Consider the following 23,168-nt stretch of genomic DNA (forward strand, 5'->3'; position numbering starts at 1 on the left):
ACGAGGGGCCGGGTGGCCCCGGCGGACCCGTCAGGCGTGCACGGGGCCTTCGAGGGAGCGCAGGCGGCGCGCTTCGAGGACGGTGGCCAGGGCGTAGGCGCCGCCTCCCGCGGCGGCGAGGGACCAGTAGAGGCCGGGGGCTTCGAGGGAGAGCACGGCGGCGGAGGTCAGGGCGAGCCAGATGCCGAGGCCGTAGTGCAGCACGTTGCGGCGTACCGCGCCCTCGGCGAGGTAGAGCAGGCCGACGATGATGCCGGATCCTGCGGGCCACAGGACGGACTGGAGTTCCGGCGCGTCGAGGACGGACGTCAGGCCGGTGATCGCGATGGCCAGGGCCGTGAACGCGGCGATCCAGGCGGTGCCGAGGAGCTTGCCGGAGAGGACTTCCGGCGCGGGGGCTCCGCGTTGGGCCCGCAGTGCGGCCGCGGTGGCCAGGACGATGCCGCTCACGAGCCCGGCTCCGAGCAGCGCCATGGGGAGCCACTCGGGCAGGCGGAGCAGGGGGGTGTCGCCGTGGGAGGCCGCGGCGGCTCCGTGGCCCAGCAGGTAGGCGAGTCCGAAGCTGGCGTAGGCGGCACGGTTGTCGACCTCGCTCGATCGACGGGACGCGGGGGCTCCGGTGCCGGCCGGAGGGAGGGGTGCGGTGGTGGTCACGGTGGGGTCTCCGGGGTGTCGGGGGCTGGTGCTTGCGTGGGGTCGGAAGGTGCGGCGCGCCGCCCCGGAGGGGGGCCGCCGGGCCGACGCGGACCGCTCCTTCCACGGGGACGCAGGATCGTCAGGCGGGCTGCTCGGCGCGGGCCTTGAGGCAGTCGAGCCAGCTCTGCAAGGAGGTCCGCAGGGCCGTGGTGAGCTCGTCGGCCGCGGCCTCGACGGGGGCCCCGCTCCACGACTCCTCGGTGCGGACGACGACGCCGTCGCCGGTCGTTTCGAAGGTCCAGACGTGGATGCCGACGATGCCCTGGACGGTCCCGTCCCAGACGATCCGCCGGCCGGGGACCAGTTCGCGGACGGTGGAGGTGATGCTCATCCCGTGGGTCAGCCACGTGAAGCTCGCGCCGACCGCCATGGGGCCGTCGAGTCGCGCCTCGTCGACGCCGGTGTTCCAGGTCGGCCAGGCGTCGACGTCGGTGTGCACCGACCAGACGGTGGCGAGGGGGGCGTCGATCTCGGCGCTGAGGCCGACCACGACGGGGGCGGTGGTGTCGATGGTGTGCATGCGGTGTCCTGTCGGTTGCTGGAAGGGCTGGAAGGGGCGGGCGGGGTCGTCGGGTTCCGGGTCAGGGGGTCGGGGCGGGTGCGGGCTGCGGCGTCTCGCCGGGCGAGGGCGGCGCCGCCGGCCCGGGCTTCGGGGACGGCAGGAGCGCGCAGCGGGTACGCCGGCCCCTGCGGGTGAGCGGCAGGGCGAGGAGTGCGGAGGCCGCGAGGATCGCGGCGGAGACCGCGAAGGCGGTCCGGTAGCCGGCGGTGAGCGCTTCGAGGTGGGGCTGGTGGCCGGCCGCGCGGGCGGTGACGGAGCCGGCCAGGGTGGCGAGGGCGGCGAGGCCGATCGCGCCGCCGACCTGGCGGGTGGTGTTCACCAGTCCCCCGGCCAGGCCGGTGTCCTGCCGCGGGACGCCGTCCACGGCGAGGGCGGTGAGCTGGACGAAGGCGATGCTGAGGCCGAGGCCGACCAGGACGCTCGGGCCGAGGATGTCGACGAGGTAGGTGCCCTCCGCGGTCATCCGCGACAGCCACAGCATTCCGGCGGCCTCGGTGAGCAGGGCCGCGACCACGGTCGCGGTCGCGCCGATGCGGCGGGAGATCCGGGGTGCTGCGACGGCGCCGAGCATGTTGGCCACGGCGAGGGGGAGTTGGCCGGCGCCGGTGGTCAGCGGGCTCATTCCGAGGACCTGTTGCTGGTAGAGCGGCAGGAAGAAGAACAGGGCGATCCACACGGAACCCAGGAGCGCCATCAGCAGGTTGCCAGCGGCGACCTGGCCGGTGGCGAACAGCCTCGGCGGTATCAGGGCGTCCGTCCGGCGGCGTTCGACGACGGCGAAGACGGCGAGGAGCACGGCGGCCGCGAGGAGGGCGCCGAGCACTCCGGGATCCGTCCAGCCGAGCGCCCGTGCGCTGGTCAGTGCCCAGACCAGGCCGGTCAGGGCGAGGGTGACGAGGGCCGTCCCCAGCAGGTCGAACCGGCCGGTCCCGCGCACGGCGGCCCGCGGGACGAGCGCCGCCACGGCGGCCAGGACCAGCAGCGCGCCGACGGCCGTGATGTGGAACACCCAGGGCCAGCCCCATGCCTGGGTGAGTACGCCGCCCAGCAGCACGCCGACCGCGCCGCCCGCGCCGGACACCGCTCCCCACACCCCCAGGGCCCTCCCCCGGGCCGGACCGGGCGGGAAGAGGTCCATCGCCAGGGCGAGCGCCGCCGGGGCGATGACCGCGGCGCCGAGGCCCTGCACGGCCCGTGCGGCGATCATCGGGCCCGGGGCGGCGGCGAGTCCCGCCGCCAGTGAGGACCCCGCGAACACCGCGAGCCCCGCGAGCAGTACCCGGCGGCGGCCGAGGAGGTCGGCCGCCCGGCCTCCGGCGAGGAGCAGCGCCCCGAAGGCCAGGCCGTAGGCGTTGACCACCCAGGTGGTGCCGCCGTCCGACAGTCCCACGCCGGCGCGGATCTGCGGCAGGGCCACGTTCACGATCGAGGTGGCCAGCATGACGGTGAACTGCGCCGCGGCCAGGGCCGCGAGTGCGGGCCCGGGGCGGGGCCGGGCGGGCGGGGTGTCCTTCGTACGTCCAAGGTTCATGGCGCACAGACTCACGCCGGGCGGTGTCCACTTTCCATGCCCGGCGGGGGCGCCCACTGTCCACTGCTGTCCGCACCTGCGCACTCGCCCCCGGCCGGCCCCGGTCGTGCCGGGCCGCTCCGGTCGGGGGCCCGCGGTGTCAGGGCGCGTTCAGTGCCACGACGGCGGCGGGCGGCGGGACGGCGGTCACGGGACCCGCAGCGCCGCCAGCCGTTGTTCGAACGGCACGGTCACGAACCCGTCCGCCGGGTCCACCGACGTGATCGCCCCGGTCTGCGAACGGGGTGCGATCGCGGCGGCGGTGTCGACGTCCGGGACGGCGCCCGGGCCCGGGGCCGCGGAGGGCGTCGTGAAGCGTGCCAGTTCGGCGCCCGCGCGGGCGATCCGCTGCGCCAGTCCCTCTTCGCCCCAGTCCTCCGAGGCCGCGTACACGGCGGTCGGCAGGACGAGCGCCCGGAGGTAGGTGAAGAGCGGGCGCAGAGCGTGCTCGGTGACCAGCGAGTGGCGGGCCGTGCCGCCGGTGGCTCCGAGGAGCACCGGCTTGCCGGTGAGGGAGTCCTTGTCGATGAGGTCGAAGAAGGACTTGAACAGGCCGCTGTAGGAGCCGGCGAACACCGGTGTCACGGCGATCAGGCCGTCCGCGGCCGCCACCGCGTCGAGCGCTGCGGCCAGCCGGGCGGGCGGGAACCCGGTGGTGAAGTGCTGGGCGATCTCCGTCGCCAGCTCCCTCAGTTCGACGACCTCGGCCTCGGCGTCCACGCGTTCCAGGGTCGCGGCGGCGAGCCGGTCGGCGAGCAGCCGCGTGGAGGAGGGCGAGCTCAGTCCGGCCGATACGACGACGATCCTCATGCCTGCGTCTCCTCCTTCGGGGTCTCCTGCGGGGCTTCCTCGGAAGCGGTCCGGGCGGCCACCCGGGCGGCGTGGGTCGGGGCATCGGGCACGCCGGCCGGGCGGAGGTTCGCGAACTCCTTGCGCAGCACCGGTACGACCTCCTCGCCGAGCAGGTCGAGCTGTTCCAGGACGGTCTTCAGCGGCAGGCCGGCGTGGTCCATCAGGAACAGCTGGCGCTGGTAGTCGCCCACGTAGTCGCGGAAGGACAGGGTCCGATCGATGACCTCCTGGGGCGAGCCGACGGTCAGCGGCGTCTGGGAGGTGAACTCCTCCAGGGACGGGCCGTGGCCGTACACCGGGGCGTTGTCGAAGTACGGACGGAACTCGCGCACCGCGTCCTGCGAGTTCTTGCGCATGAACACCTGGCCGCCGAGGCCCACGATGGCCTGCTCGGGGGTGCCGTGGCCGTAGTGGGCGTAGCGCTGCCGGTAGAGGTTCACCATCTGCCGGGTGTGGGAGGCGGGCCAGAAGATGTTGTTGTGGAAGAAGCCGTCGCCGTAGTAGGCGGCCTGTTCGGCGATCTCCGGCGAGCGGATGGAGCCGTGCCAGACGAAGGGCGCGACGCCGTCGAGGGGGCGGGGCGTGGAGGTGAAGGACTGCAGCGGCGTGCGGAACTTGCCCTTCCAGGTGACGACGTCCTCGTCCCACAGGCGGCGCAGCAGCGCGTAGTTCTCGACGGCGAGGTCGATGCCGTCGCGGATGTCCTTGCCGAACCAGGGGTAGACCGGTCCGGTGTTGCCGCGTCCCATCATCACGTCGACGCGGCCGTCCGCGACGTGCTGGAGCATCGCGAAGTCCTCGGCGATCTTGACCGGGTCGTTCGTGGTGATCAGCGTCGTCGACGTGGACAGGATCAGGTTCTCGGTGCGTGCGGCGATGTAGCCGAGCATCGTCGTCGGCGAGGAGGGGACGAACGGCGGGTTGTGGTGCTCGCCGGTGGCGAAGACGTCGAGGCCGACCTCCTCGGCCTTCTGCGCGATGGTGAGCATCGCCTTGATGCGCTCGTGCTCGCCGGGCACGCGTCCGGTCGTCGGATCGGCCGTGACGTCTCCGACGGTGAAGATCCCGAACTGCATGGCTCCCCTTCCCAAGGTTGTTTACGATTCAACTATACCCGCAAACGAGGGGTGCGGCGGAGGTATTCCCGAGGGGAGGGGGCACCGCCCGGCACGGCGGTCCGGGCGGCGGCGACCGGGCGGGCGCCGGTCCGGCGGGGGTCAGGCCGGAGCGTTCCAGGCGGTCGTGAGCCCGTCCAGCCACGCGGGCGGCAGCTCGACGGCGTCCCACTCCTCGCGCAGCTCCTGAGGTGCGGCGGCGAGCCGCTCCAGGACGGCGATGCTCGTGGCGGAGTGGAGGAGCGAGTAGCGGCCGTGCACGGTGATGGCGCTTCCCGGCCCGAACCCGGCGAACATCCGCTCCAGCCGGGCCTGGTGGTCGGCCGCGAACTCCGTCAGCCGGCCGGCGTACCCGGCCCGCTGCCTGGGGCTCATCGTGCCGAGGACGGCGGCGAGGACCTCGTCCGTCACCTCGGGATCCAGCTCCGAGACCGCGGTGAACGACAGGTACAGGGGTGTGACCGCCACCCGCGCCCGCTCCACCTCCATGCGCCGGGCCCGGGGGCGCTCCCCTGCCGGGCCCTGCTCCCCTCCCGCCCCGACGGCGCGCACCAGGGTCCGTTCGGCCACGGCGCCGAGTTCCTCCAGGACGGCTCGGGCGCCGTCGTCCTCCGCCCCCGCCGAACCCTCCGTCCCCTGCTTCTCCGCGGGCCCGCTGCGGGCGGCGCTCAGTTCCTCGTGCGCGAGCGCCAGCGCGCCCGCCTCCAGGAGCCCGATCAGTTGCCGCGCGTCGTCGGAGGGGACCCCCGCCCGCGCAAGGAGCTGCAGCAGCGTCGCCCTCGCGTTCTCGACGCTCACCTCGTCCGGCCACTGCCGCCCCCCGTCGGCCACGCTCATCAGGTCCTCCTCGTCACTCGGATGGTGCGGTGGGTGCCACGCGTCGCCGCCCCGGCCGTGCAACGCCCGACGGCCGGGGAACAGCGATCAAGGGCACCGTAGCCCTTGATCCTTCCAGACCGCCGTCAGGGCCGCAGACCCGCTCGCCTGAGGGTGATCTCGGACAGGGCGGCGATGACCTGCCGGTCGCCGCGGCGCCAGCCGTCCGCGAGGCCGCCCGGCGGAGCGGGCAGGGCGGCGAGCTCGCCCGGCGGACCGGTGAGGGCGCGCAGCGCGAGCAGGTCGGCGCCCCCGGGGGCGTCGCGGAGCCGGCGCACGGTGGCGCTGCGGCGGATCCAGCGCAGGCGCAGCGGGAGCCAGAGCAGCAGCACCAGGGCCACGGGAACGACGATCAGGCCGAGCGCGGCGAGGAACGCCACCTGGCCGACGACGTCCTGCATCGACTGGCCGGCGTCGGCGATTCCGCTGCCGGCGTCGGCCGCGGACCGCAACGGCGCCCTCAGCAGGTCGCCGACGAGCGGGACCCGTGAGGCCGTCTCCCCGGCGTCGTCGAGGGCCGCGGCCAGGCTGTCCCCGGAACTCTCCACCTTCCGTCCCGGCTCGGCCAGCATCATGATCGCGCCGTGGACGGTCAGGGCGAACTTCACGGCCGCGGCGATCAGGAGCAGCGCGATCACGTCCGCGAGGATCTGGCGGTTGCGCCGTGCGGGCGTCTGGGCGTAGAGAAGCAACGGCTGCTCCGGTTCCGGTCGTGGCATCGAGGAGTGCCGGCCGGCGCGCTTGCCGGTGGCGAGGCCCGGCCGGTCGCTCGACCGTACGTCGCGCACCACCCCTCCACGGGCCTCCCCGGCACGGTTCCCCGAGACGATGCCGGGTTGGCGCAGCGCTCCCCGGGGCGTGCGGCCTCAGCTCATGGCGTAGGCGGACAGCAGGGTGTCGGCGCGCAGGCGCAGGTCGGCCGTCAGGGGGCCGTGCACCGTCACGCGGACCTCGTCGCCCCCGGCACAGCGGGCGAGCCGGACCTCCGCCCGCCCCGTTTCGCCGGCCAAGGGGTACGTGTACCAGCCGTCGGCCCGCTCGTCGTCGGTCTCCCCGACCGCCCGGGCCACCGTCTCCCAGTCCGACGCGTCGAAGGCGTAGCCGACGTAGTGGGACAGCAGTTCCAGGAAGGGGCGCAGGTTGCGCTCCCAGATCCATCCGCCGACTTCTGCCACGGCTCCCCCTCGGTGTTCAGGGGGACAGCCTGTCATCGGCACACGCCTGTGCCCTCCCCGGGGGGAGGGCACAGGCGTGCGTGTGGGCGGGTCGTCAGGTCAGCCAGGGCTTCCAGACGTCCTCGTTGCGCTCCACCCACTTCTTCGCCGCCTGCTGCGGGGACAGCTTCTCCTCGGCGATCATCAGGGAGACCTCGTTCTGCTGGGCCTTCGTCCAGTGGAACTTCTTCAGGAAGGCGGCGGCCTCGCCGCCCGTCCGGGCGAAGCGCGTGTTGAGGTACTTCTGCAGCGGCGTGTGCGGGTAGGCGCACGCCACCTTCTCCGGGTCGTCCGCGCAGCCCTCGGTGTACTCGGGCAGCTTCACCTCGGTCATCGGGACCCGCTCGAAGAGCCACTGCGGCTCGTACCAGTAGGTCAGGAAGGGCTTGCGCTCCTTGGCGAACTGCTTGATCTGGGTGATCTGGGCGGCCTCGGAGCCGGCGAAGACCACTTCGTAGTCCAGGTCGAGGTTCTTCACCAGGGCCTTGTCGTTCGTCACGTAGGACGGGGAGCCGTCCAGCAGCTGGCCCTTGCCCCGGCTCTCCGGGGTGCGCAGCTGGTCGGCGTACTTGTCGAGGTTCTTCCAGTCGGTGACGTCCGGATGGGCCTCGGCGAAGTACGTGGGGACGAACCAGCCGATGTGGCCGGTCACCCCGAGGTCCCCGCCCCGGGTGATGGTCTTCTTGCCCTCCACGTACCGCTTCTCCTGCTCCGGGTGGCCCCAGTCCTCCAGGATCGCGTCGACGCGCCCCTGGCTGAGGGCGTCCCAGGCGGGGACCTCGTCGACCTGGACGGTGTCCACGCGGTAGCCCAGCTCGTGTTCGAGGAGGTAGGAGGCGACGGCGGTGTTCGCCTGGGCGCCGACCCACGACTGGACGGAGAGGGTGACGGTCTTCGCGCCTGCGGCGTCGGCGTACGGGGAGGCCTGGCGGGTCATGTCGGCGGCCCCGCAGCCGGTGAGGACGGCGAGTCCGGTCGCGGCGGCGAGGACGGCCGCGCCGCGCCGGCGGCGCAGCGGGCGCCGGAGGTGTGTACCGCGCATGTCAGGCCTCCTTCGCGGGCTGGGTGACACGGTCGAGTAGCAGGCCCAGGCAGACGATCGCGGCGCCGGCCACCAGGCCGGTGGCGAGGTCGCCCTGCGCGAGGCCGAGGACGACGTCGTAGCCGAGCGCGCCGCCGCCGACGAGGCCGCCGATGATGACGACGGCGAGGACGAGGACCACGGCCTGGTTGACGGCCAGCAGCAGTGCGGGCCGGGCGAGCGGGAGCTGGACCTGGCGCAGCAGCTGCGCGCGGGTCGCGCCGAGCGAGCGGGCGGATTCCACGACGGCCGGGTCGACCTCGCGCAGGCCCTGGACGGTGATGCGGACGACGGCGGGCAGCGCGTAGACGATCGCGGCCGCGGCGGCCGGGGCGCGGCCGACGCCGAAGAGGGCGACCACGGGGATGAGGTAGACGAACTGCGGCAGGGTCTGGCACACGTCGAGGACGGGCCGCAGCAGTCGCTCGGCGCGCGCGCTGCGGGCGGCGCCGACGGCGATCGCGAAGCCGAGGACGAGGGTGACGGCGACGGCGGCCAGGACCTGGGACAGGGTGTCCAGGGAGGCCTCCCACACACCGAGCACCCCGACGGCGGCGAGCGCGAGGACGGCGGTCAGTGCGCTGCGCCAGGTGCCGGCGAGCAGGGCGAGCGCGCAGGCCACGAGCAGCAGCAGCCACCAGGGGGCGGCCTGGAGCCCGCTGCGCAGCGGGTCGAGGATCCAGCCGGTGAAGCGGGCGGCCCAGTCGGCGGTGCCGCCGACCACGGGCACGCCGGAGTAGAGGTGGTCGGTCATCCAGGCGACGGCCGAGTTCACCGGATCGGCCAGGGAGACCGTCCAGGACCCGGGCCACACGGAGGTGCCGGCCATCCGGCCGACGACGGCCACGGCCACCGCCGCGAGGAGGGTGAGCAGGCGGCCGTACCAGCCGGCGAACACCCTGCGCAGCAGGTGCTGCTCGCCGAGCGGTACGGGATCGGCGCCGAGCCGGCGCCCCGCGGCGTCGGCGGTGCGGTCCAGGACCACGGCGAGCAGCACGATCGGGATGCCGGCGGCGAGCGCGGCGCCGACGTCCACGGAGGCGAGGGCCTGGTAGACGCGGTCGCCGAGGCCGCCCGCGCCGATGACGGAGGCGATGACGGCCATGGACAGGCCGGTCATGATGGCCTGGTTGACGCCGAGCAGGATCTGCCGGCGCGCGAGCGGGAGGCGGGCGGTCAGCAGCCGCTGACGGCCGGTGGCGCCGAGCGAGGCGGAGGCCTCCATGACGCCCGCATCGGCCTCGCGCAGGCCGAGGGCGGTGAGGCGGGCCATCGGCGGGGCGGCGTAGACGACGGTGGCGAGGACCGCGGCGGGCACCCCGATGCCGAAGACCAGCACCATCGGCAGCAGGTACGCGAAGGCCGGCAGGATCTGCATGGTGTCGAGGACGGGGCGCAGCAGGCGGTCGGCGCGCCGGGAGAGCCCGGCGGCGAGCCCGAGCAGCGCGCCGAGCATAACGGAGGCAGCGACGGCGACGACCATCAGCGCGAGGGTCTGCATGGTCGGCACCCACATGCCGAGCACTCCGCAGGCGGCGAACGCGGCGGCGCAGGTCAGGGCGAGGCGGATGCCGGCGAGGCGCCAGGCCACCAGGGCGGCCAGGGCGGTGACCCCGGTCCAGCCGGCGGCGAGCAGGAGCACGTACACGGCGCGTACGGCCACCACGACGGCGTTGCTGACGTGGCCGAAGAAGTAGAGGAACAGCGGGTGGCTGTCGCGGTGGTCGATGATCCAGTCGCCGGCGCGGCCGAGCGGGCCGGACAGGTCCACCGCGAGGGCCGCGGGCCAGCTGCCCGCGCCGGGGAAGAGCGCGGCGAGCGGGACCAGCAGGACGAGCGCGACGCCCATCGGGAGGAGGAACCCGCGGCGCGCGGCCGGGCCGCGCAGGCCTCTGCGGGAGCGGTCCGGCGCGGCGGGCGCGGCGCTGCGGGAGGCGGCCGGGCCCGAGGTCCGCGCGGAGGACTGCCGGGCCTGCACGGGGACCGCGCCCCGGGAGCGGGCCTGGGCGTGGGTCGGGGTCGCGCTCATGCACACCACCTCCGGGGATCGGGGACACGGGTCGGGGGACGGTCGGGGCAGGTCATGCCGCCACCCCCCGTCCGTTCGGGGCGGGCAGCCCGGCCACGACGGCCAGCAGGCCGGCGTCGTCGACGACGCCGAGGCAGCGGCCGCCGTCGACGACGCGGGCCGGGCCGCCGCTGCGGGCGACCGCCTGGATGGCCTCGGCCACGGTGGTGGCGGGGGCCAGCGCGGGTCCCTGTTCGGCCTCGCCCGCGGCGGCGGGGCGCATCGCGGTGCGGACGGTGAGCACCTGTTCGCGCGGTACGTCGCGGACGAAGTCCCGTACGTAGTCGTCGGCCGGCGAGCCGACGATCTCCTCGGGCGTGCCGAGCTGGACGATGCGGCCGTCGCGCATCAGCGCGATCCGGTCCCCCAGGCGCAGGGCCTCGGCGAGGTCGTGGGTGATGAAGACCATGGTGCGGCCCTCTTCGTGGTGGAGCCGGGCGACCTCCTCCTGCATCTCGCGCCGGATGAGGGGGTCGAGGGCGCTGAACGGCTCGTCGAACAGGAGCACTTCGGGGTCGGCCGCGAGGGCGCGGGCCAGGCCGACGCGCTGCTGCTGACCGCCCGAGAGCTGGCCGGGGCGCCGGCCCTCCAGGCCGTCCAGGCCGACCTTGGCGACGAGTTCGGCGGCCTTGGTGCGGCGGTCCCCGCGCCCGACGCCCTGGATCTCCAGCCCGTACGCCACGTTGTCGAGGACGGTGCGGTGCGGGAGCAGTCCGAAGTGCTGGAAGACCATGGCGGCGCGGTGGCGGCGCAGGGCGCGCAGCCGGGTGGCGTCCATGGCCAGGACGTCCTCGCCGTCGATGGCGAGGCTGCCGGCGGTCGGCTCGATGAGGCGGGTGAGACAGCGCACGAGGGTGGACTTGCCGGATCCGGACAGGCCCATCACGACGAAGACCTCGCCCTTGCGGACGTCGAAGGTGACGTCGCGGACGGCGGCGGTGCAGCCGGTGCGCTCGCGCAGTTCGGCGGCGGGCAGGGCGGCGTCGGCGGAGCCGGGGACCTGGGCCGCGGCCTTGTCGGGGCCGAAGACCTTCCAGAGGCCGTCCACGGAGAAGACGGCGGACCCGGACGGGTCCGCGGCGGGCGCGGCAGCGGGTGTGGCGACGGGGGTGGTGTTCATCGGGTACCACCGTCCCGGGCCAGGAGTTCGGCTGCTTTCTCTCCGACCATGAGCACTCCGATCATCGGGTTGACCGCGGGCATGGTCGGGAAGACGGAGGCGTCCGCGATGCGGATGCCGTCGAGTCCGCGGATCTTCAGGTCCGGGCCCACGACGGCGCCGGGGTCGTCGGCGGCGCCCATCCGGCAGGTGCCGGCGGGGTGGTAGACGGTGTGCGCGACGGAACGGGCGTAGGCGCTCAGCTCCTCGTCGCCGGTGATCTCCGGGCCGGGGCACACCTCGCGTCCCAGCCAGCCGGCGAGCGGCTCGGTCGCCGCGATCTTCCGGGCGAGCTTGATGCCGTCGACGAGGGTGCGGCCGTCGTAGTCGTCCTCGTCCGTGAAGTAGCGGAAGTCCAGGGCCGGCTTGACCTCGGGGTCCGCGCTGGTCAGGTAGAGGCGGCCGCGGCTGCGCGGCTTGGGGATGTTGGGGGTCATCGACACTCCGTGCGCGGGGCGTTCGTAGCCGATGCGCTCGGGGTTGTCGGTGAAGGGCACCTGGTAGAAGTGGAACATCAGGTCGGGCCCGGCGGATTCGGGGTCGCGGCGGACGAACAGGCCCGCGTCGCTGTCCATCGCGGAGTTCTCCGGTATCGGCCCGTCGGTCTCCCAGACGATGACCGACTCGGGGTGGTCGAGCAGGTTCTCCCCCACCCCGGGCAGGTCGTGCACGGGCGGGATGCCGAGGGCCTCCAGGTCCGCGCGCGGGCCGATGCCCGAGTGCAGCAGCAGCCGCGGGGTGTCCACGGCGCCGGCGCACACGAGCACCTCGCGGCGTGCGGTGATGAGGGACTCCGTGCCGTCCGAGCCGCGTACGTGCACTCCGCGCGCCCGGGTGCCGTCGAATTCGAGGCGGTGGGCCCAGGTCTCCAGCAGGATGCGGAGGTTGGGGCGTTCGTCCATGACGGGGTGGAGGTACGCCACGGACGCGGAGGAGCGCTTGTTGTCCTCGGGGTGGTAGGCGAGGTCGAAGAAGCCGGCGCCCTCGTGGAAGGGCTTGCGGTTGAAGCCTTCGACGCGCGGGACGCCGAGGGCGCTCTGCGCGGCGTCGACGAAGTCGCGCGCGATGGCGTTGCGGTCCTCCTCGGCCACCGGGACGATGTTGTTGAGGAGCTTGTCGAAGTAGGGGTCCATGGCGGCCGCGTGCCAGCCCTCGGCCCCCGCCCGCTCCCACTCGTCCCAGTCGGACGGGAGCGGCTTGAAGGAGATCAGGGTGTTGTGCGAGGAGCAGCCGCCGAGGACGCGGGCGCGGCTGTGGCGGATGTGCGAGTTGCCGCGGGGCTGCTCGGTGGTGGGGTAGTCGTAGTCGAGTTCGCCGCCGAGCAGGCCCATCCAGCGGCGCAGGGTGAGCACGTCGGGGCGGTCGACGTCGCTGGGGCCGCCCTCGATGACGGCGACGGTGACGTCCGGGTCCTCGGTCAGGCGGGAGGCGATCACCGAGCCGGCGGTGCCGCCGCCGACGACGACGTAGTCGTAGCGGTATTCGTGCACGGACTCGTGCTCGTGCGCGGAATCGTGCCGGTCCGCGGGCGTGGGGTGGTGTGTGGGGGTGGTCATGCTGTGCTCCTCCTTCAGCCCGCGAACCAGCGCACGGGGCGCGGGGCGAGGTTCTGGTACACGTGCTTGGTCTCGCGGTACTCGGCCAGGCCCGAGGGGCCCAGTTCGCGTCCGATGCCGGACTTGCCGAAACCGCCCCACTCCGCCTGCGGGAGGTAGGGGTGGAAGTCGTTGATCCAGACGGTGCCGTGGCGCAGCCGGCCCGCCACGCGCCGGCCGCGGCCCGGGTCGGAGGTCCAGACGGCGCCGGCGAGGCCGAATTCGGTGTCGTTGGCGAGCGCGACGGCCTCGGCCTCGGTGCGGAAGGTCTCTACGGTCAGGACGGGTCCGAAGACCTCCTCCCGTACGACGCGCATCCCCCGGTGGCAGCCGTCGAGGACGGTCGGCCGGTAGAAGTAGCCGGGCCCGTCGGGCCGTACGCCGCCGGAGCGCAGTACGGCCCCCTCGGCGAGGGCGGACGCCACGTACTCCTCGGTGCGTTCGCGCTGGGCGGCGGACACCATCGGCCCGCACTCCACGCCCGGGTCGGTGCCGCGGCCGAGGCGGATCCGGTCGGCCCGGCGGGCGAGTTCGGCGACGAAGCGCTCGGCGACGCTCTCCTCGACGATGAGGCGGGATCCCGCGGAGCAGACCTGGCCGCTGTGCATGAAGGCGGCGTTGAGGGCCTGGTCGACGGCGGTGTCGAAGCCGTCCTCGGTGGCGCAGGCGTCGGCGAAGACGACGTTGGGGTTCTTGCCGCCGAGTTCCAGCGCGACCTTCTTGACGGAGTCGGCCGCGGCGCGCATCACCTTCGTACCGCTGGTGAGACCGCCGGTGAAGGAGACGAGGTCGACGTCGGGGTGGGCGGCGAGGCGCGCGCCCACGGGGTCTCCGGGGCCGGTGACCAGGTTCGCGACGCCGGCCGGCAGGCCGGCTTCCACCAGCAGTCCGACGAGGGCCACCGTGGACAGCGGCGTGATCTCGCTGGGCTTGAGGACGAAGGTGTTGCCGGCGGCGAGGGCGGGGGCGATCTTCCAGGAGGCCTGGAGGAGCGGGTAGTTCCAGGGGGTGATCAGCGCGCAGACCCCGACGGGTTCGTGGACGACGATGCTGTGGACGTCGGGTGTTCCGGCGTCGACCACGCGGCCGGCGCTCTCGCCGGAGACGAGGTCGGCGAAGTAGAGGAAGGCGTCGGCGACGCAGTCCACGTCCACGCGGCCCTCTTCCAGGGTCTTGCCCGCGTCGCGGCTCTCCAGCAGGGCGATGCGGTCGCGGTCGCGGTGCAGCAGGACGGCGGCGCGGCGCAGGACCGCGGCCCGCTCCAGGACGGGGGTCCGGGGCCACTCCCCCGCGTCGAAGGCCGCGCGCGCGGCGCCGACCGCCGCGTCGGTGTCCGCGGTGCCGCCCTCGGCGACGACGGCGAGGACCGTGGCGTCCGCCGGGTCGAGTACCTCTCGGGTGGCTCCTGACACGGCGGAACGCCAGGTCCCGGCGATGTGGATGGTCGTCTGCTCGGACACGACGCGCTGTACCTCCGATTCCGGCCACCGCGGCCTACCCGCGGTGGTGCTGCTCGGACGCGCCTGCCCCGGTCTTCGGAAGCCATGTCCCATCGGTCACTGGAAGTGACGGGAGTCACTCCCCGTCGCCCCGCGGAGGTACGGGACATACGAGTGCATTTGCGACAGCCGTCGCGCTGCCCCTGCCGCCGGGCGGCCGGTCAGGGAGTGACGACGGGAAACGCGTTGTCCGGTTCGGTGACGTAGGAGAAGAGCCGGCCGAGGAGCGCGGCGTCACCGTCCGTGGTGACGGCGTCGAGGCCCTGGCCGGTCAGGACCGCGAAGAGCTGCGGCCGGGTGAGGCCGAGGGTGAGGGCCGCGGGCGTCCTGGGGGCCCGGTCGAGGGGGGCGGAGCGGTGGGTGAGGGCGCCGTTGTGGAGGGTGAGGCGGTGGCGGCGCCGCTCGTCGGTGAGGGCGAGGTCGATGGTGAGGTCCTCGTCCCAGGCCCTGGGACCGTCGATGCGGATGGCGAGGGAGTCCAGGAGCATCTCGGTGGTCAGGGCCACGGCCATCTGCGGGTTGGTGGGGTCCAGCAGGGCGGGCTGCTCGCCGACGCGCAGTTCGAGGGCGGCGGTGAGGTAGAAGTTGCGCCAGGGGCCGTTCTCGGCGCCGTGGCCGAGCCGGTCGTAGACGGCGGCCAGCGCGGTCCTGGCGTCCGCGTGCGCGGGGTCGGCGAAGACGAGGTGGTTGAGGAGGGTGGCGGCGAAGCGCAGGTCCCCCGCTTCGGCGTATGCCGTCGCCTTGGCGAGCGCCTGCTGCGGGCCGCCCGCGATGTCGACGTACCGCTTGGCCTGTTCGACGGGCGGGTGCTCCCACAGGTGGGCCGGGTTGCCGTCGAACCAGCCGAGGTAGCGCTGGTAGACCGCCTTGACGTTGTGGGAGAGGGAGCCGTAGTAGCCCCGGGTGTGCCAGGTCCGCTCCAGCGCGGGCGGCAGCCGGAACTCCTCGGCGATCTCCGCTCCGGTGTGGCCTTCGTTGAGCAGCCGCAGGGTCTGGTCGTGCAGGTAGGCGTAAAGGTCGCGCTGGGCGGTGAGGAAGGCGACGGCGTCGGCGTGGCCCCAGGTGGGCCAGTGGTGGGAGGCGAAGGCGACGTCGTAGTCGTCCCCGAAGAACTCGATCGCCTCGTCGAGGTAGCGCGACCAGATCCGCGCGTCGCGAACGACCGCGCCGCGCAGGGTCAGGATGTTGTGCATGTTGTGGGTGGCGTTCTCCGCCAGGCACAGGGCGCGCAGGTCGGGGAAGAGGAAGTTCATCTCGGCGGGGGCTTCGGTGCCGGGCGTGAGCTGGAAGACGATGCGGACGCCGTCGACCGTCTCCTCCTGACCGGTGCGGGTGATGTCGAGGGTGGGCGGGATGAGGGTGATCGTGCCGGTGGAGGTGGTCATGCCCAGGCCGGCGCCGATCTGCCCGTCGGGCGCCTTCGGCAGCCTGTCCCCGTACATGAAGACCGCGCGGCGCGTCATGGCGTTGCCGGCGTAGACGTTCTCGCTGACGGCGTGTTCCAGGAACCCGGCCGGGGCCAGGACGGGTACGCCGTCCTCGGTGCCGGGCGGCAGGACCCCGCGGGCGCCGCCGAAGTGGTCGCCGTGGGAGTGGGTGTAGATCATGGCGGTGACCCGGCGGTCCCCGCGGTGCCGGCGGTAGAGGTCCAGGGCCGCGGCGGCGGTCTCCGCGGAGATGAGCGGGTCGATGACGATGACGCCCTGGTCGCCCTCGACGAGGGTCATGTTGGACAGGTCCAGGCCGCGCACCTGGTAGATGCGGTCGGTGACCCGGTAGAGGCCCTGACGTGCGCAGAGCCGGGCCTGGCGCCACAGGCTGGGGTTGGCGGTGTCGGGGCAGTCGCCCTCGAGGAAGGCGTAGGCGTCGTTGTCGTAGACCACGCGGCCGTCGGCCGCCGTGATCACGGCCGGCGTCAGGGCCGCGATGAAGCCGCGGTCGGCGTTCTCGAAGTCGGTCGTGTCCTCGAAAGGCAGTGCGCTACTCATCCGTGACGTCCGTTCACAGGGGCGTGGCGGCCGGGACGGCGGGCCGGCCGCCCGGAGGAACGGATGCCGGTCGGACGAGCTCGTCGAAGGGCCGCGAGGGAGGCGTTGAGGCCACAATCTGGCACATACCGCCATGGATGCCCCGGAGCCACGTCCGCAGGGCGGATCCGGGGTCACGGCTCCGTGCGGGACAGGTGCGCGGGCGGCGCGCGCGCCGCGCCACGGTGGTGTTTCAGACGGAGTCGGCCCGCATGGCGGCGAGGACCCGTTCCAGCGCGTCGCCCTGAGGCCGGGGCGCGCCGTCGGCGAAGGCCGCCCGGGCGCGGTCGAGGTCGGCGCGCCGGACGGTGCGGGGCTCCTGCCGGAACAGCCGGACGACCAGCGGATCCACCCCCTCCCGCTCGTACGCGGCGAGTTTGTGGTGCCCGTCCAGGAGGTGGCCCACGCTGCTGTGGGCGGTGGGGAACAGCGCGACCAGGGCGGGCAGGGCGCCCCCGGCACGGATCTGCTCGCCGTAGGCGCGCACCGCCCTGTGGTCGCGGGGCGGCCACGCGTCCGTAGTCACCAGCGCGAGCTCCTCCTCGCCGTACCGGCCGTGGACCTGACGGGCACGCGGGTGGATCACCCGCAGGTCGTGCGGGGCGAGCCCGGCCGTCATCACGTACCGCCCGGGGGCGAACAGCGACAGCAGCGGGCGCAGGCACTCCGGATCCGGTGGAGGGGCCTGGCCGGTCCGGGGATCGGGCAGGAGACCGGGGGCACCGAGCCACTCGGTGAGGTACTTGACCTCGGCGAGCCCGGGTTCGCCCGTGCCTGCGCGCGCCGCCAGCCGGCCGACGCTGCCGCAGCCGTCGCCGGCCTCCAGGACCGCAGGGTCGCCCGCGAGGAGGAGCAGGCTGCCGCGTTCGTCGCCCACGACCTCGATGACGCCGTCTCCGTCGGGCACGTCGACGCACACCGAGCGGGGAGCCGGAGGCGGTCGTCCGATCATCTGCCGATCGTACGGTCACGGCCCGGCAGGACGGCTCACGGCCGTCCGCGACCGCCGGTCGACGTCCAGCCGTGCGCCAGCAGGAGGTGGCGCTCGTCCGGGGTGAGGCCGCCGCGCACACCGTGCGGGACCCGGTCGGCCAGGGCACGGCGGCGGCACGGGAGCCGTACCGGGCAGCGCCGGCACACCGCCTTGGCGGCCTCCTCGCGCTCCCGGGCCGCCGCGGCCTGCTCGTTGACGCCCCGTTCGAAGACGTCCCGGGCCCCGGAGCGGCACGGCCCGTCGAGCGGTGCGTCGTGGCGGGGGTCGAGGAGTACGTCCGTACGGGAGGTGTCGGTCACGCCCGGGTCCTTCCGGCAGGGGCGGTCCGTCGTGACCGCCTGTTCCCCGCGTATCACCGGAACCCGGGCTTCCATGCGCTGTCGCGGGCCGTTGCGTCCGCTCCGGGAGCAACGGACGCTCCAGCGACGTGCTCTGACGACCCGAAGAACACCGCCCCCGGCTGGGCAAGGGAGTGGGGCTGCTGTCAGTCCCGCTTGTACGCCTCGCCGAAGTCGCCGAAGTTCAGGGTGTGTTCGAGGACGTCCTCCATCGGGTCGTCGATCTGGCCGATGTTGATCAGTGCGACCACCGGCGCGTCGCCGGACGTGCGGTTGTCGTCCGCCGTGGCGGTGCTTGCGGTGATGACGGTGAGGGCAGCCGCCAGGGCCACCGTGATGATCTTCCTCATGCCCACCGTAACGACACCGGCTCCCTGAGGATGCGCTCCCCCACCACCGAGGCGGAGAGGGGCACTTGGCGCTCGAACCCGCTGCTCGGGCTCAGAGGGATGCCAGCCAGTCGGCGGTCTCCCGGGGGTGCGCGAAGCGGAAGGTTTCGAGGGGTGCGAAACGGGGGTCGCGGACACGACGTCCGACCTCGCGGCGGCGGTCCCGGTACTGGGACCAGGCCCACCGGGCCGGATGCTCCCGGCTCAACCAGCCCGCCCACGTCTCCCTGTTGCCGCCGAAGACCACCTCGCGCCCTACGGTGCGCCGAAGGGACCGGCGCAGGACGCGCGGCATGATGACGCGCCGGGGATAGTCCAGCCACACCACGGCGTCGGCCCGGTCCCACAGCAGGTCACGCACGTCCGGATGGCCGAGGGAGTCCACGATCCAGCGCGGCCCGGCGGCGAGCCGTGCGACGTCGCGGGAGAAGTCCTCGTTCGTGGCCCAGTCGGGGCCGGTGAAGTACAGGGCGTCCATCTCGGTGTACGGCAGGCCCAGACGGCTGCTCACGGCGCGGGCGAGCGTCGACTTGCCCGCGCCCGTCACGCCCACCACCAGGATCCGTTGCACGAGCGCACCCTACCCCGGCCGCCTGCGCCGCCCCGGTTCCCTCCCGACCTGCGGTTTCTCTGTGGGTGAGCAGGGACGCCCTGACGTAGTCTCCCTCTGCGCGCTCGGCTCCGGGTGCTTTCGTTCCGTGCTTGTGGGGGGTCCACACCGTCATGCCCTGGTCCGCTTCCGACGTTCTCCGACCTCGCCCGCCCCTGGCCCACCCGGCCCCCGGCCCCGGACGCGCACTGCTCGGGGTGCTGCGCGGCGGGCTGGCGGCGGCCGCGGCGGTCGATGCCGTCTCCCTGTACGCGGGATTCCGGGCACACACCGCGGTGGAGGGGGACGGCGGGTTCGCCCACATCTCCGAGGAGCGGTGGCAGGCCGTCAACACCCTGCTCATCAGGGTGGACCAGCTCCGGATGGTGGCGCTGCTCGCCTGCGCGGCCGTCTTCATCACCTGGTTCCATCGCGTCCGAAAGCAGGCCGGTGCGCTGGCGCCCGCCGCTTTCCGGCGGGGACCGGGCTGGGCGATCGGGGGCTGGTTCGTTCCGGTGGCCTGCTTCTGGCTGCCGTACCGGATCGCGTCCGAGGTCTGGACGGTCGGACTGCGCGGCGCCAAGGGCCCCTTCTGGCCGCTGAACCTGTGGTGGGCCTCGTTCGCGGGCTCGCTGCTGCTGGGCCGGTACGCGAGTGCGCGCCACCAGCGGGCCGTGGACCTCGGGGCTTTCCTTGACGCGGTGACCCTGGGCATGGTGGCCGACGCCCTGAGCATCGTCGCCGCGGGCGCGGCCGCCTTCTTCGCCGTTCGCCTGACGCGCATGCTGGACGCCGAGGGCAGGCCGGCCGCCTGACGGTGCGCGGCGGCCCGGTCCCGGTCCGCCGCTGCACCGGTCAGAGCCGCCAGTACGTCGCCGCACGGGAGTCGACGTGCACCACGTGCCGGCCGACCCGCACCACGTGGTGGTCCGGACCGGACCAGGAGTGGGCGTTGCCGTCCGCCCCCGGCAGCGGGGTCCAGATCTCCAGGAAGGTGCTGCCGTCGGTGTTGGTGCCCCGCTCGACGAGGTTCGGTCCGTCCCACCGGAAGGTGCCGGTGTCCTCGCCGGGTTCGCCCGTGAGGTGGTGGAAGCGCACCTGGGTGCCGTCGAAGGAGGTCGTTCCGGCGAAGCCCCGGCTGTCGGCGTAGTAGGGGCCCGCCTGGAGCCACACCACCCGGTCGTCCCCGTCCTCCACGAGGGGTCCGCCGTCGCGGCTGATGCCGCGCCGCAGCCAGGCTCCCCGTTCGGGCACCGGTACGCCGCCCGCCTGCTCCGGACCGGGCTCCTGCTGCGGCTCCCGCTCAGCCGCGGTCATCGGCGCCGGGGATCGGGGCGTCCTGGTGGTCCACGGCCAGCAGCGTCAGCGGTACGTTGCCGCGCACGGCCTGGGAGTACGGGCAGACGGCGTCCGCCCGGTGCAGCAGGGGCTGGAGGTCCGCGGCCCGCCACCCCGGCAGGCTGACGGTGAGGGACACCGCGAGGCCGTATCCCGCGGGCGTGTCCGTCGTACCGAGCTCCACTTCGCACGCCACGCGCGCGGCGGAGGCGTCCGCCCCGAACTCGGCGGCGACCTCGGCGAACGCGGAGGTGAAGCAGGCGGCGAAGCCGGCCGCGAACAGCTGCTCGGGGTTGGTGGTGCCGGGCACCTTCTTGCGCGGCGGCGCGAGGCGGACGTCCAGGCGTCCGTCGTCCGTGCGGACGGAGCCGGTGCGGCCCCCGGCGGCGTGCGCGGTCGTCCGGTACAGGCTGCGGGTGAGTGGCACGGTCATGGCGTTCGGCCCATCTTGCTCGACGAGGACGCTGCCCGGGTGCGGACAGCGGGCGGTGCCGCGCGTGCGGCACCTCGCGCGTCGTCGTGCGTAACCGGGTACGGCGCATCTCGTCCGGGGCCTGGGATCCGGCCGCCGGACAATCTAGCACCGGGTCCGGGCGGCCGGGGCCGCGCCCGAGGTGCGGTTCCTCACCCCGGGGGCTCGCAGGCCCCGGGCCGGCAGCGGCTGCGGTACGCGCCCGGCGGTACGCCCTCCCACCGGGTGAAGGCCCGGACCAGGGCCGTGGCTCCGCTCAGGCCGACGAGCGGGGCGATCCGGTCCAGGGGCAGGGACGTGGTCTCCAGCAGCCGCCTGGCCCGGCCGTGTCGGGCCGTGTCGAGGAGCGCGCGCCACGACGTGCCCTCCGCGTGCAGGGCTCTGCGCAGGGTCCGGACGCTGAGGTTGAGCTGCCGTGCGGGGCCCTCGGGGCCCGCGTCACCGAGCGGGGCGCGCTCCAGCCACTGCCGGACGCGCTCGGCGACGGTACCGGCCTCGGACAGCTGCTGCAGGAGGCGCTCGGCGTAGGCCCGGTGCAGGGCGTTGAGCGCGGGGTCGTAGAGGGGGCGGCGCCGGTCGAGGTCCGCGTCGGCGACGGTGACGGCGTTGTCCCGGGCGCCGAAGGTGACGGGGCAGCCGAAGAAGCGCGCGTAGGGCTCGGCCGTGCCCGCCCGGGGGTGGGTGAACGACACGGCCAGGGGCGTCCAGTCGTCGCCGGCGATCCAGCGGGCCGCCCGCACCATGCTGCTGACGACCGCTTCGACCTGCTGGGGGTGCATGGCGGGCGGGCCGACGGTCGGCCGGTAGCCGATCCGGCCGACGCCGTCGCGGCGGTCCAGGGTCACCGTGCCCGCCTGGCTGACCAGGGGGTGATAGCGCTCGGCCGCCCGCGCCGCGTCCGCGAGGCTGGCGCAGGTGAGGACGAGGTGGCCCAGGATGTGCAGGCCGTCGGGCCGGATGCGGTCGCCGACCAGGAGCCCGGTGTGCGGGCCGGCGTCCCGGGCGGCGAGCACCTCGTCCCACAGGGCGCGCATCTCGCCGTACTCCAGCCGGTCCGTGGGCAGGGCCCAGGAGTCGGACCCGCCGGTGCCCTCGGCGGTCGCGCTCAGGACGGCGAGGGCGTACGAGGCGGTGACGGAGGGCGGCTCGGCGGTGGACACGGCCGTCAGTCAATGCGGGCGCACCCTGCGCGTCAAGGGCGTCCGCAGGCGGGCCGCCGGGGCAGGCCGGGTCCGGGGAGTCAACTCCTTGGCCGTGGGGGTCAATGACGGCGCAGCGGCGCGGCTCCTAGGGTCGTCCTTCGGACACCAGAGGAGTACGCCGTGATTCTCTTCCTGCTTCCCGCGGGCGACTACGACCCCACCGAGGCGGCGGTGCCGTGGGCCGCCCTGCGCGACGCCGGATTCGAGGTGCGGTTCGCCACTCCCGGCGGGAAGGTGGCCCTCGCCGACCCCCGGCTCACCGACCTCGGCTTCTCCTGGCTGTCGCCCTGGCTGATGACCCGTCGCGCCGAGCTGGCCGCCTACCGGCGCCTCACCGAGGACCCGTCCTTCCTGGCCCCCTCCTCGTACGCGGACGTCGACGCTTCCGCCGTCACCGGCCTCTTCGTGCCGGGCGGCCACGCCCCCGGCATGCGGACGCTGCTGGAGGACTCCACCGCCCAGCAGTTGTTCGCCCGCGCCTTCACCGGGGGGCTGCCGGTGGGGGCCGTCTGCCACGGCGTGCTGCTCGCCGCCAGGGCCGAGGATCCCGCCACGGGGCGGTCGGTCCTGCACGGCAGGCGGACCACGGCCCTGACGTCCTTGCTGGAGCTGACCGGGTGGAACCTCACCCGGCTCTGGCTGGGGCGCTACTACCGGACGTACCGCACCACGGTGCAGCAGGAGGTCACGGCGGCGCTCGCCGATCCGCGCCACTTCCTCGCCGGCCCGCCCCTGCCCGTCCGTGACACCGCCGCCCGGCCCGGGCGCGGCTTCACGGTCACGGACGGCAACTACGTCTCGGCGCGGTGGCCCGGTGACTGCCACCGCCTCGCAGCCGACTACCTGGCCCTCGTCCGCGCGCACGCGGCGGCGGTGTCACGCGGGACCGAGGACGTTGTCGAGGTGGGCGGCGAGTGAGGAGCGCAGGTCGTCGGGGGACATCTCCTCTTCGTCGATCAGGTGCGCCACGAGGTCGGCGCGGATGGCGGCCAGCAGGGCGTGGGCGGTGAAGTCCGGGGCGTGGACGCCGGGGACGCGGTCGAGCGCCGTCCGCAGGGTCTCGTGCCACCAGCCGTAGTGCTGCGCCTGGTAGGGGCTGCTGATCCCGGCGTCCTCCGCGGCGGACATGAGGTTCCGGTTCTCGATCTTGAAGGACAGGGCGGCGTCGAGGAGGTCCGCCACCTGTCGGCGCGGGGCGGATCCCGGCGTCTCCTGGACCTCCCGCACCGTGCTCCGGAGCGGTTCGAGGCGGGAGGTGATCACCGCGGCGATCAGGCCGGCGCGGTCGCCGAAGCGCCGGAAGAGCGTGCCCTTGCCCACTCCGGCGGCTGCGGCGATGTCGTCCATGGACACGCTGTGGGGGCTGCTGCTGGCGGCGAAGAGGGCGTCGGCGGCTGCCAGTACGGCCTCTCGGTTGCGCTGGGCGTCCGCGCGTTCGGTGCGCCCGGTGGGTTCGGTGCGCGCCGTGCGCTCTGCTCGTCGGGCCACGGGTCCTCCTCGGTCTGCGGCCTCTGCGGCCCCCGGGAATGATA

At 74.1% G+C, this 23,168-nt stretch carries 24 protein-coding genes and 1 riboswitch; of the genes, 2 read left to right on the forward strand and 22 right to left on the reverse strand.

What is annotated here, in order from left to right; genetic code table 11:
• Positions 1-30: 30 nt before the first annotated feature.
• From AB0O53_RS28850 to AB0O53_RS28935, 18 genes are all read right to left on the reverse strand, one after another.
• On the reverse strand, positions 31-654 hold the full coding sequence (locus AB0O53_RS28850) for an ABC transporter permease (RefSeq protein WP_350997117.1): 624 nt from the start codon (positions 652-654) through the stop codon (positions 31-33).
• A gap of 121 nt (positions 655-775) precedes the next feature.
• Positions 776-1,216, reverse strand: coding sequence for an SRPBCC family protein (locus AB0O53_RS28855; RefSeq protein ID WP_350997119.1), 441 nt, complete (start codon positions 1,214-1,216; stop codon positions 776-778).
• Between the two features lie 61 nt (positions 1,217-1,277).
• On the reverse strand, positions 1,278-2,789 hold the full coding sequence (locus AB0O53_RS28860) for an MFS transporter (protein ID WP_365199476.1): 1,512 nt from the start codon (positions 2,787-2,789) through the stop codon (positions 1,278-1,280).
• Positions 2,790-2,975: 186 nt separating this feature from the next.
• Positions 2,976-3,638, reverse strand: a complete 663-nt coding sequence (locus AB0O53_RS28865; RefSeq protein WP_365199478.1) for a CE1759 family FMN reductase — start codon at positions 3,636-3,638, stop codon at positions 2,976-2,978.
• Positions 3,635-4,756 carry an LLM class flavin-dependent oxidoreductase gene (locus AB0O53_RS28870; RefSeq protein ID WP_350997128.1) on the reverse strand — a complete coding sequence of 374 codons (1,122 nt, stop codon included), beginning with the start codon at positions 4,754-4,756 and terminating at the stop codon, positions 3,635-3,637. The genes AB0O53_RS28865 and AB0O53_RS28870 overlap by 4 nt, the downstream gene beginning before the upstream one ends.
• Positions 4,757-4,897: 141 nt before the next feature.
• Positions 4,898-5,632 carry a hypothetical protein gene (locus AB0O53_RS28875; RefSeq protein WP_365199480.1) on the reverse strand — a complete coding sequence of 245 codons (735 nt, stop codon included), beginning with the start codon at positions 5,630-5,632 and terminating at the stop codon, positions 4,898-4,900.
• Positions 5,633-5,757: 125 nt separating this feature from the next.
• Complete coding sequence (locus AB0O53_RS28880; RefSeq protein ID WP_350997134.1) at positions 5,758-6,459, reverse strand: hypothetical protein; 702 nt, start codon at positions 6,457-6,459, stop codon at positions 5,758-5,760.
• 78 nt (positions 6,460-6,537) lie between these two features.
• On the reverse strand, positions 6,538-6,846 hold the full coding sequence (locus AB0O53_RS28885; RefSeq protein WP_350997137.1) for a hypothetical protein: 309 nt from the start codon (positions 6,844-6,846) through the stop codon (positions 6,538-6,540).
• Between the two features lie 94 nt (positions 6,847-6,940).
• Positions 6,941-7,927 (reverse strand): ABC transporter substrate-binding protein, encoded by a 987-nt coding sequence (locus AB0O53_RS28890; protein WP_435886687.1) that lies wholly within the window; start codon positions 7,925-7,927, stop codon positions 6,941-6,943.
• A gap of 1 nt (position 7,928) precedes the next feature.
• Positions 7,929-9,995: an ABC transporter permease gene (locus AB0O53_RS28895; protein WP_365199486.1), complete on the reverse strand. Its 2,067-nt coding sequence runs from the start codon at positions 9,993-9,995 to the stop codon at positions 7,929-7,931.
• Between the two features lie 52 nt (positions 9,996-10,047).
• Positions 10,048-11,154, reverse strand: coding sequence for a quaternary amine ABC transporter ATP-binding protein (locus AB0O53_RS28900; protein WP_350997143.1), 1,107 nt, complete (start codon positions 11,152-11,154; stop codon positions 10,048-10,050).
• Positions 11,151-12,749 (reverse strand): GMC family oxidoreductase, encoded by a 1,599-nt coding sequence (locus AB0O53_RS28905; RefSeq protein ID WP_365199490.1) that lies wholly within the window; start codon positions 12,747-12,749, stop codon positions 11,151-11,153. The genes AB0O53_RS28900 and AB0O53_RS28905 overlap by 4 nt, the downstream gene beginning before the upstream one ends.
• A gap of 14 nt (positions 12,750-12,763) precedes the next feature.
• Positions 12,764-14,248, reverse strand: coding sequence for an aldehyde dehydrogenase family protein (locus AB0O53_RS28910; RefSeq protein WP_350997149.1), 1,485 nt, complete (start codon positions 14,246-14,248; stop codon positions 12,764-12,766).
• A 200-nt stretch (positions 14,249-14,448) separates the two neighbouring features.
• Complete coding sequence (locus tag AB0O53_RS28915; protein WP_365199493.1) at positions 14,449-16,275, reverse strand: alkyl/aryl-sulfatase; 1,827 nt, start codon at positions 16,273-16,275, stop codon at positions 14,449-14,451.
• 232 nt (positions 16,276-16,507) lie between these two features.
• Positions 16,508-17,266 carry a hypothetical protein gene (locus AB0O53_RS28920; RefSeq protein WP_365199496.1) on the reverse strand — a complete coding sequence of 253 codons (759 nt, stop codon included), beginning with the start codon at positions 17,264-17,266 and terminating at the stop codon, positions 16,508-16,510.
• A gap of 35 nt (positions 17,267-17,301) precedes the next feature.
• On the reverse strand, positions 17,302-17,607 hold the full coding sequence (locus tag AB0O53_RS28925) for a WhiB family transcriptional regulator (protein ID WP_350997157.1): 306 nt from the start codon (positions 17,605-17,607) through the stop codon (positions 17,302-17,304).
• A 185-nt stretch (positions 17,608-17,792) separates the two neighbouring features.
• Positions 17,793-17,996, reverse strand: coding sequence for a hypothetical protein (locus tag AB0O53_RS28930; protein WP_350997160.1), 204 nt, complete (start codon positions 17,994-17,996; stop codon positions 17,793-17,795).
• Between the two features lie 91 nt (positions 17,997-18,087).
• Positions 18,088-18,606 carry an AAA family ATPase gene (locus AB0O53_RS28935; RefSeq protein WP_350997163.1) on the reverse strand — a complete coding sequence of 173 codons (519 nt, stop codon included), beginning with the start codon at positions 18,604-18,606 and terminating at the stop codon, positions 18,088-18,090.
• Between the two features lie 152 nt (positions 18,607-18,758).
• Here AB0O53_RS28935 and AB0O53_RS28940 point away from each other — a divergent pair, with 152 nt between their 5' ends.
• A complete protein-coding gene (locus AB0O53_RS28940) occupies positions 18,759-19,439 on the forward strand; it encodes a DUF4328 domain-containing protein (protein ID WP_350997165.1) in 681 nt (226 codons plus the stop codon).
• A 40-nt stretch (positions 19,440-19,479) separates the two neighbouring features.
• Here the strand turns inward: AB0O53_RS28940 and AB0O53_RS28945 are convergent, their stop codons facing one another.
• From AB0O53_RS28945 to AB0O53_RS28955, 3 genes are all read right to left on the reverse strand, one after another.
• The gene (locus AB0O53_RS28945) at positions 19,480-19,941 is read right to left on the reverse strand and encodes a hypothetical protein (RefSeq protein WP_350997168.1); all 462 of its coding nucleotides are present in this window, start codon (positions 19,939-19,941) and stop codon (positions 19,480-19,482) included.
• Positions 19,928-20,395 carry an Ohr family peroxiredoxin gene (locus tag AB0O53_RS28950; protein WP_350997171.1) on the reverse strand — a complete coding sequence of 156 codons (468 nt, stop codon included), beginning with the start codon at positions 20,393-20,395 and terminating at the stop codon, positions 19,928-19,930. Before AB0O53_RS28950 ends, AB0O53_RS28945 begins: the two co-directional genes overlap by 14 nt.
• Positions 20,396-20,470: 75 nt before the next feature.
• Positions 20,471-20,533: riboswitch (guanidine-III (ykkC-III) riboswitch) on the reverse strand.
• Between the two features lie 53 nt (positions 20,534-20,586).
• The gene (locus tag AB0O53_RS28955) at positions 20,587-21,594 is read right to left on the reverse strand and encodes an AraC family transcriptional regulator (RefSeq protein ID WP_365199503.1); all 1,008 of its coding nucleotides are present in this window, start codon (positions 21,592-21,594) and stop codon (positions 20,587-20,589) included.
• A 162-nt stretch (positions 21,595-21,756) separates the two neighbouring features.
• On the opposite strand from AB0O53_RS28955, the gene AB0O53_RS28960 reads away from it, so the two are divergent.
• Positions 21,757-22,554 (forward strand): type 1 glutamine amidotransferase domain-containing protein, encoded by a 798-nt coding sequence (locus AB0O53_RS28960; protein WP_365199506.1) that lies wholly within the window; start codon positions 21,757-21,759, stop codon positions 22,552-22,554.
• On the opposite strand, the gene AB0O53_RS28965 is transcribed toward AB0O53_RS28960, so the two are convergent.
• On the reverse strand, positions 22,513-23,124 hold the full coding sequence (locus AB0O53_RS28965; RefSeq protein ID WP_350997180.1) for a TetR/AcrR family transcriptional regulator: 612 nt from the start codon (positions 23,122-23,124) through the stop codon (positions 22,513-22,515). The genes AB0O53_RS28960 and AB0O53_RS28965 overlap by 42 nt on opposite strands.
• Positions 23,125-23,168 lie beyond the last annotated feature (44 nt).

Source organism: Streptomyces erythrochromogenes (genome assembly GCF_040684695.1).
Classification (GTDB): domain Bacteria; phylum Actinomycetota; class Actinomycetes; order Streptomycetales; family Streptomycetaceae; genus Streptomyces; species Streptomyces erythrochromogenes_C.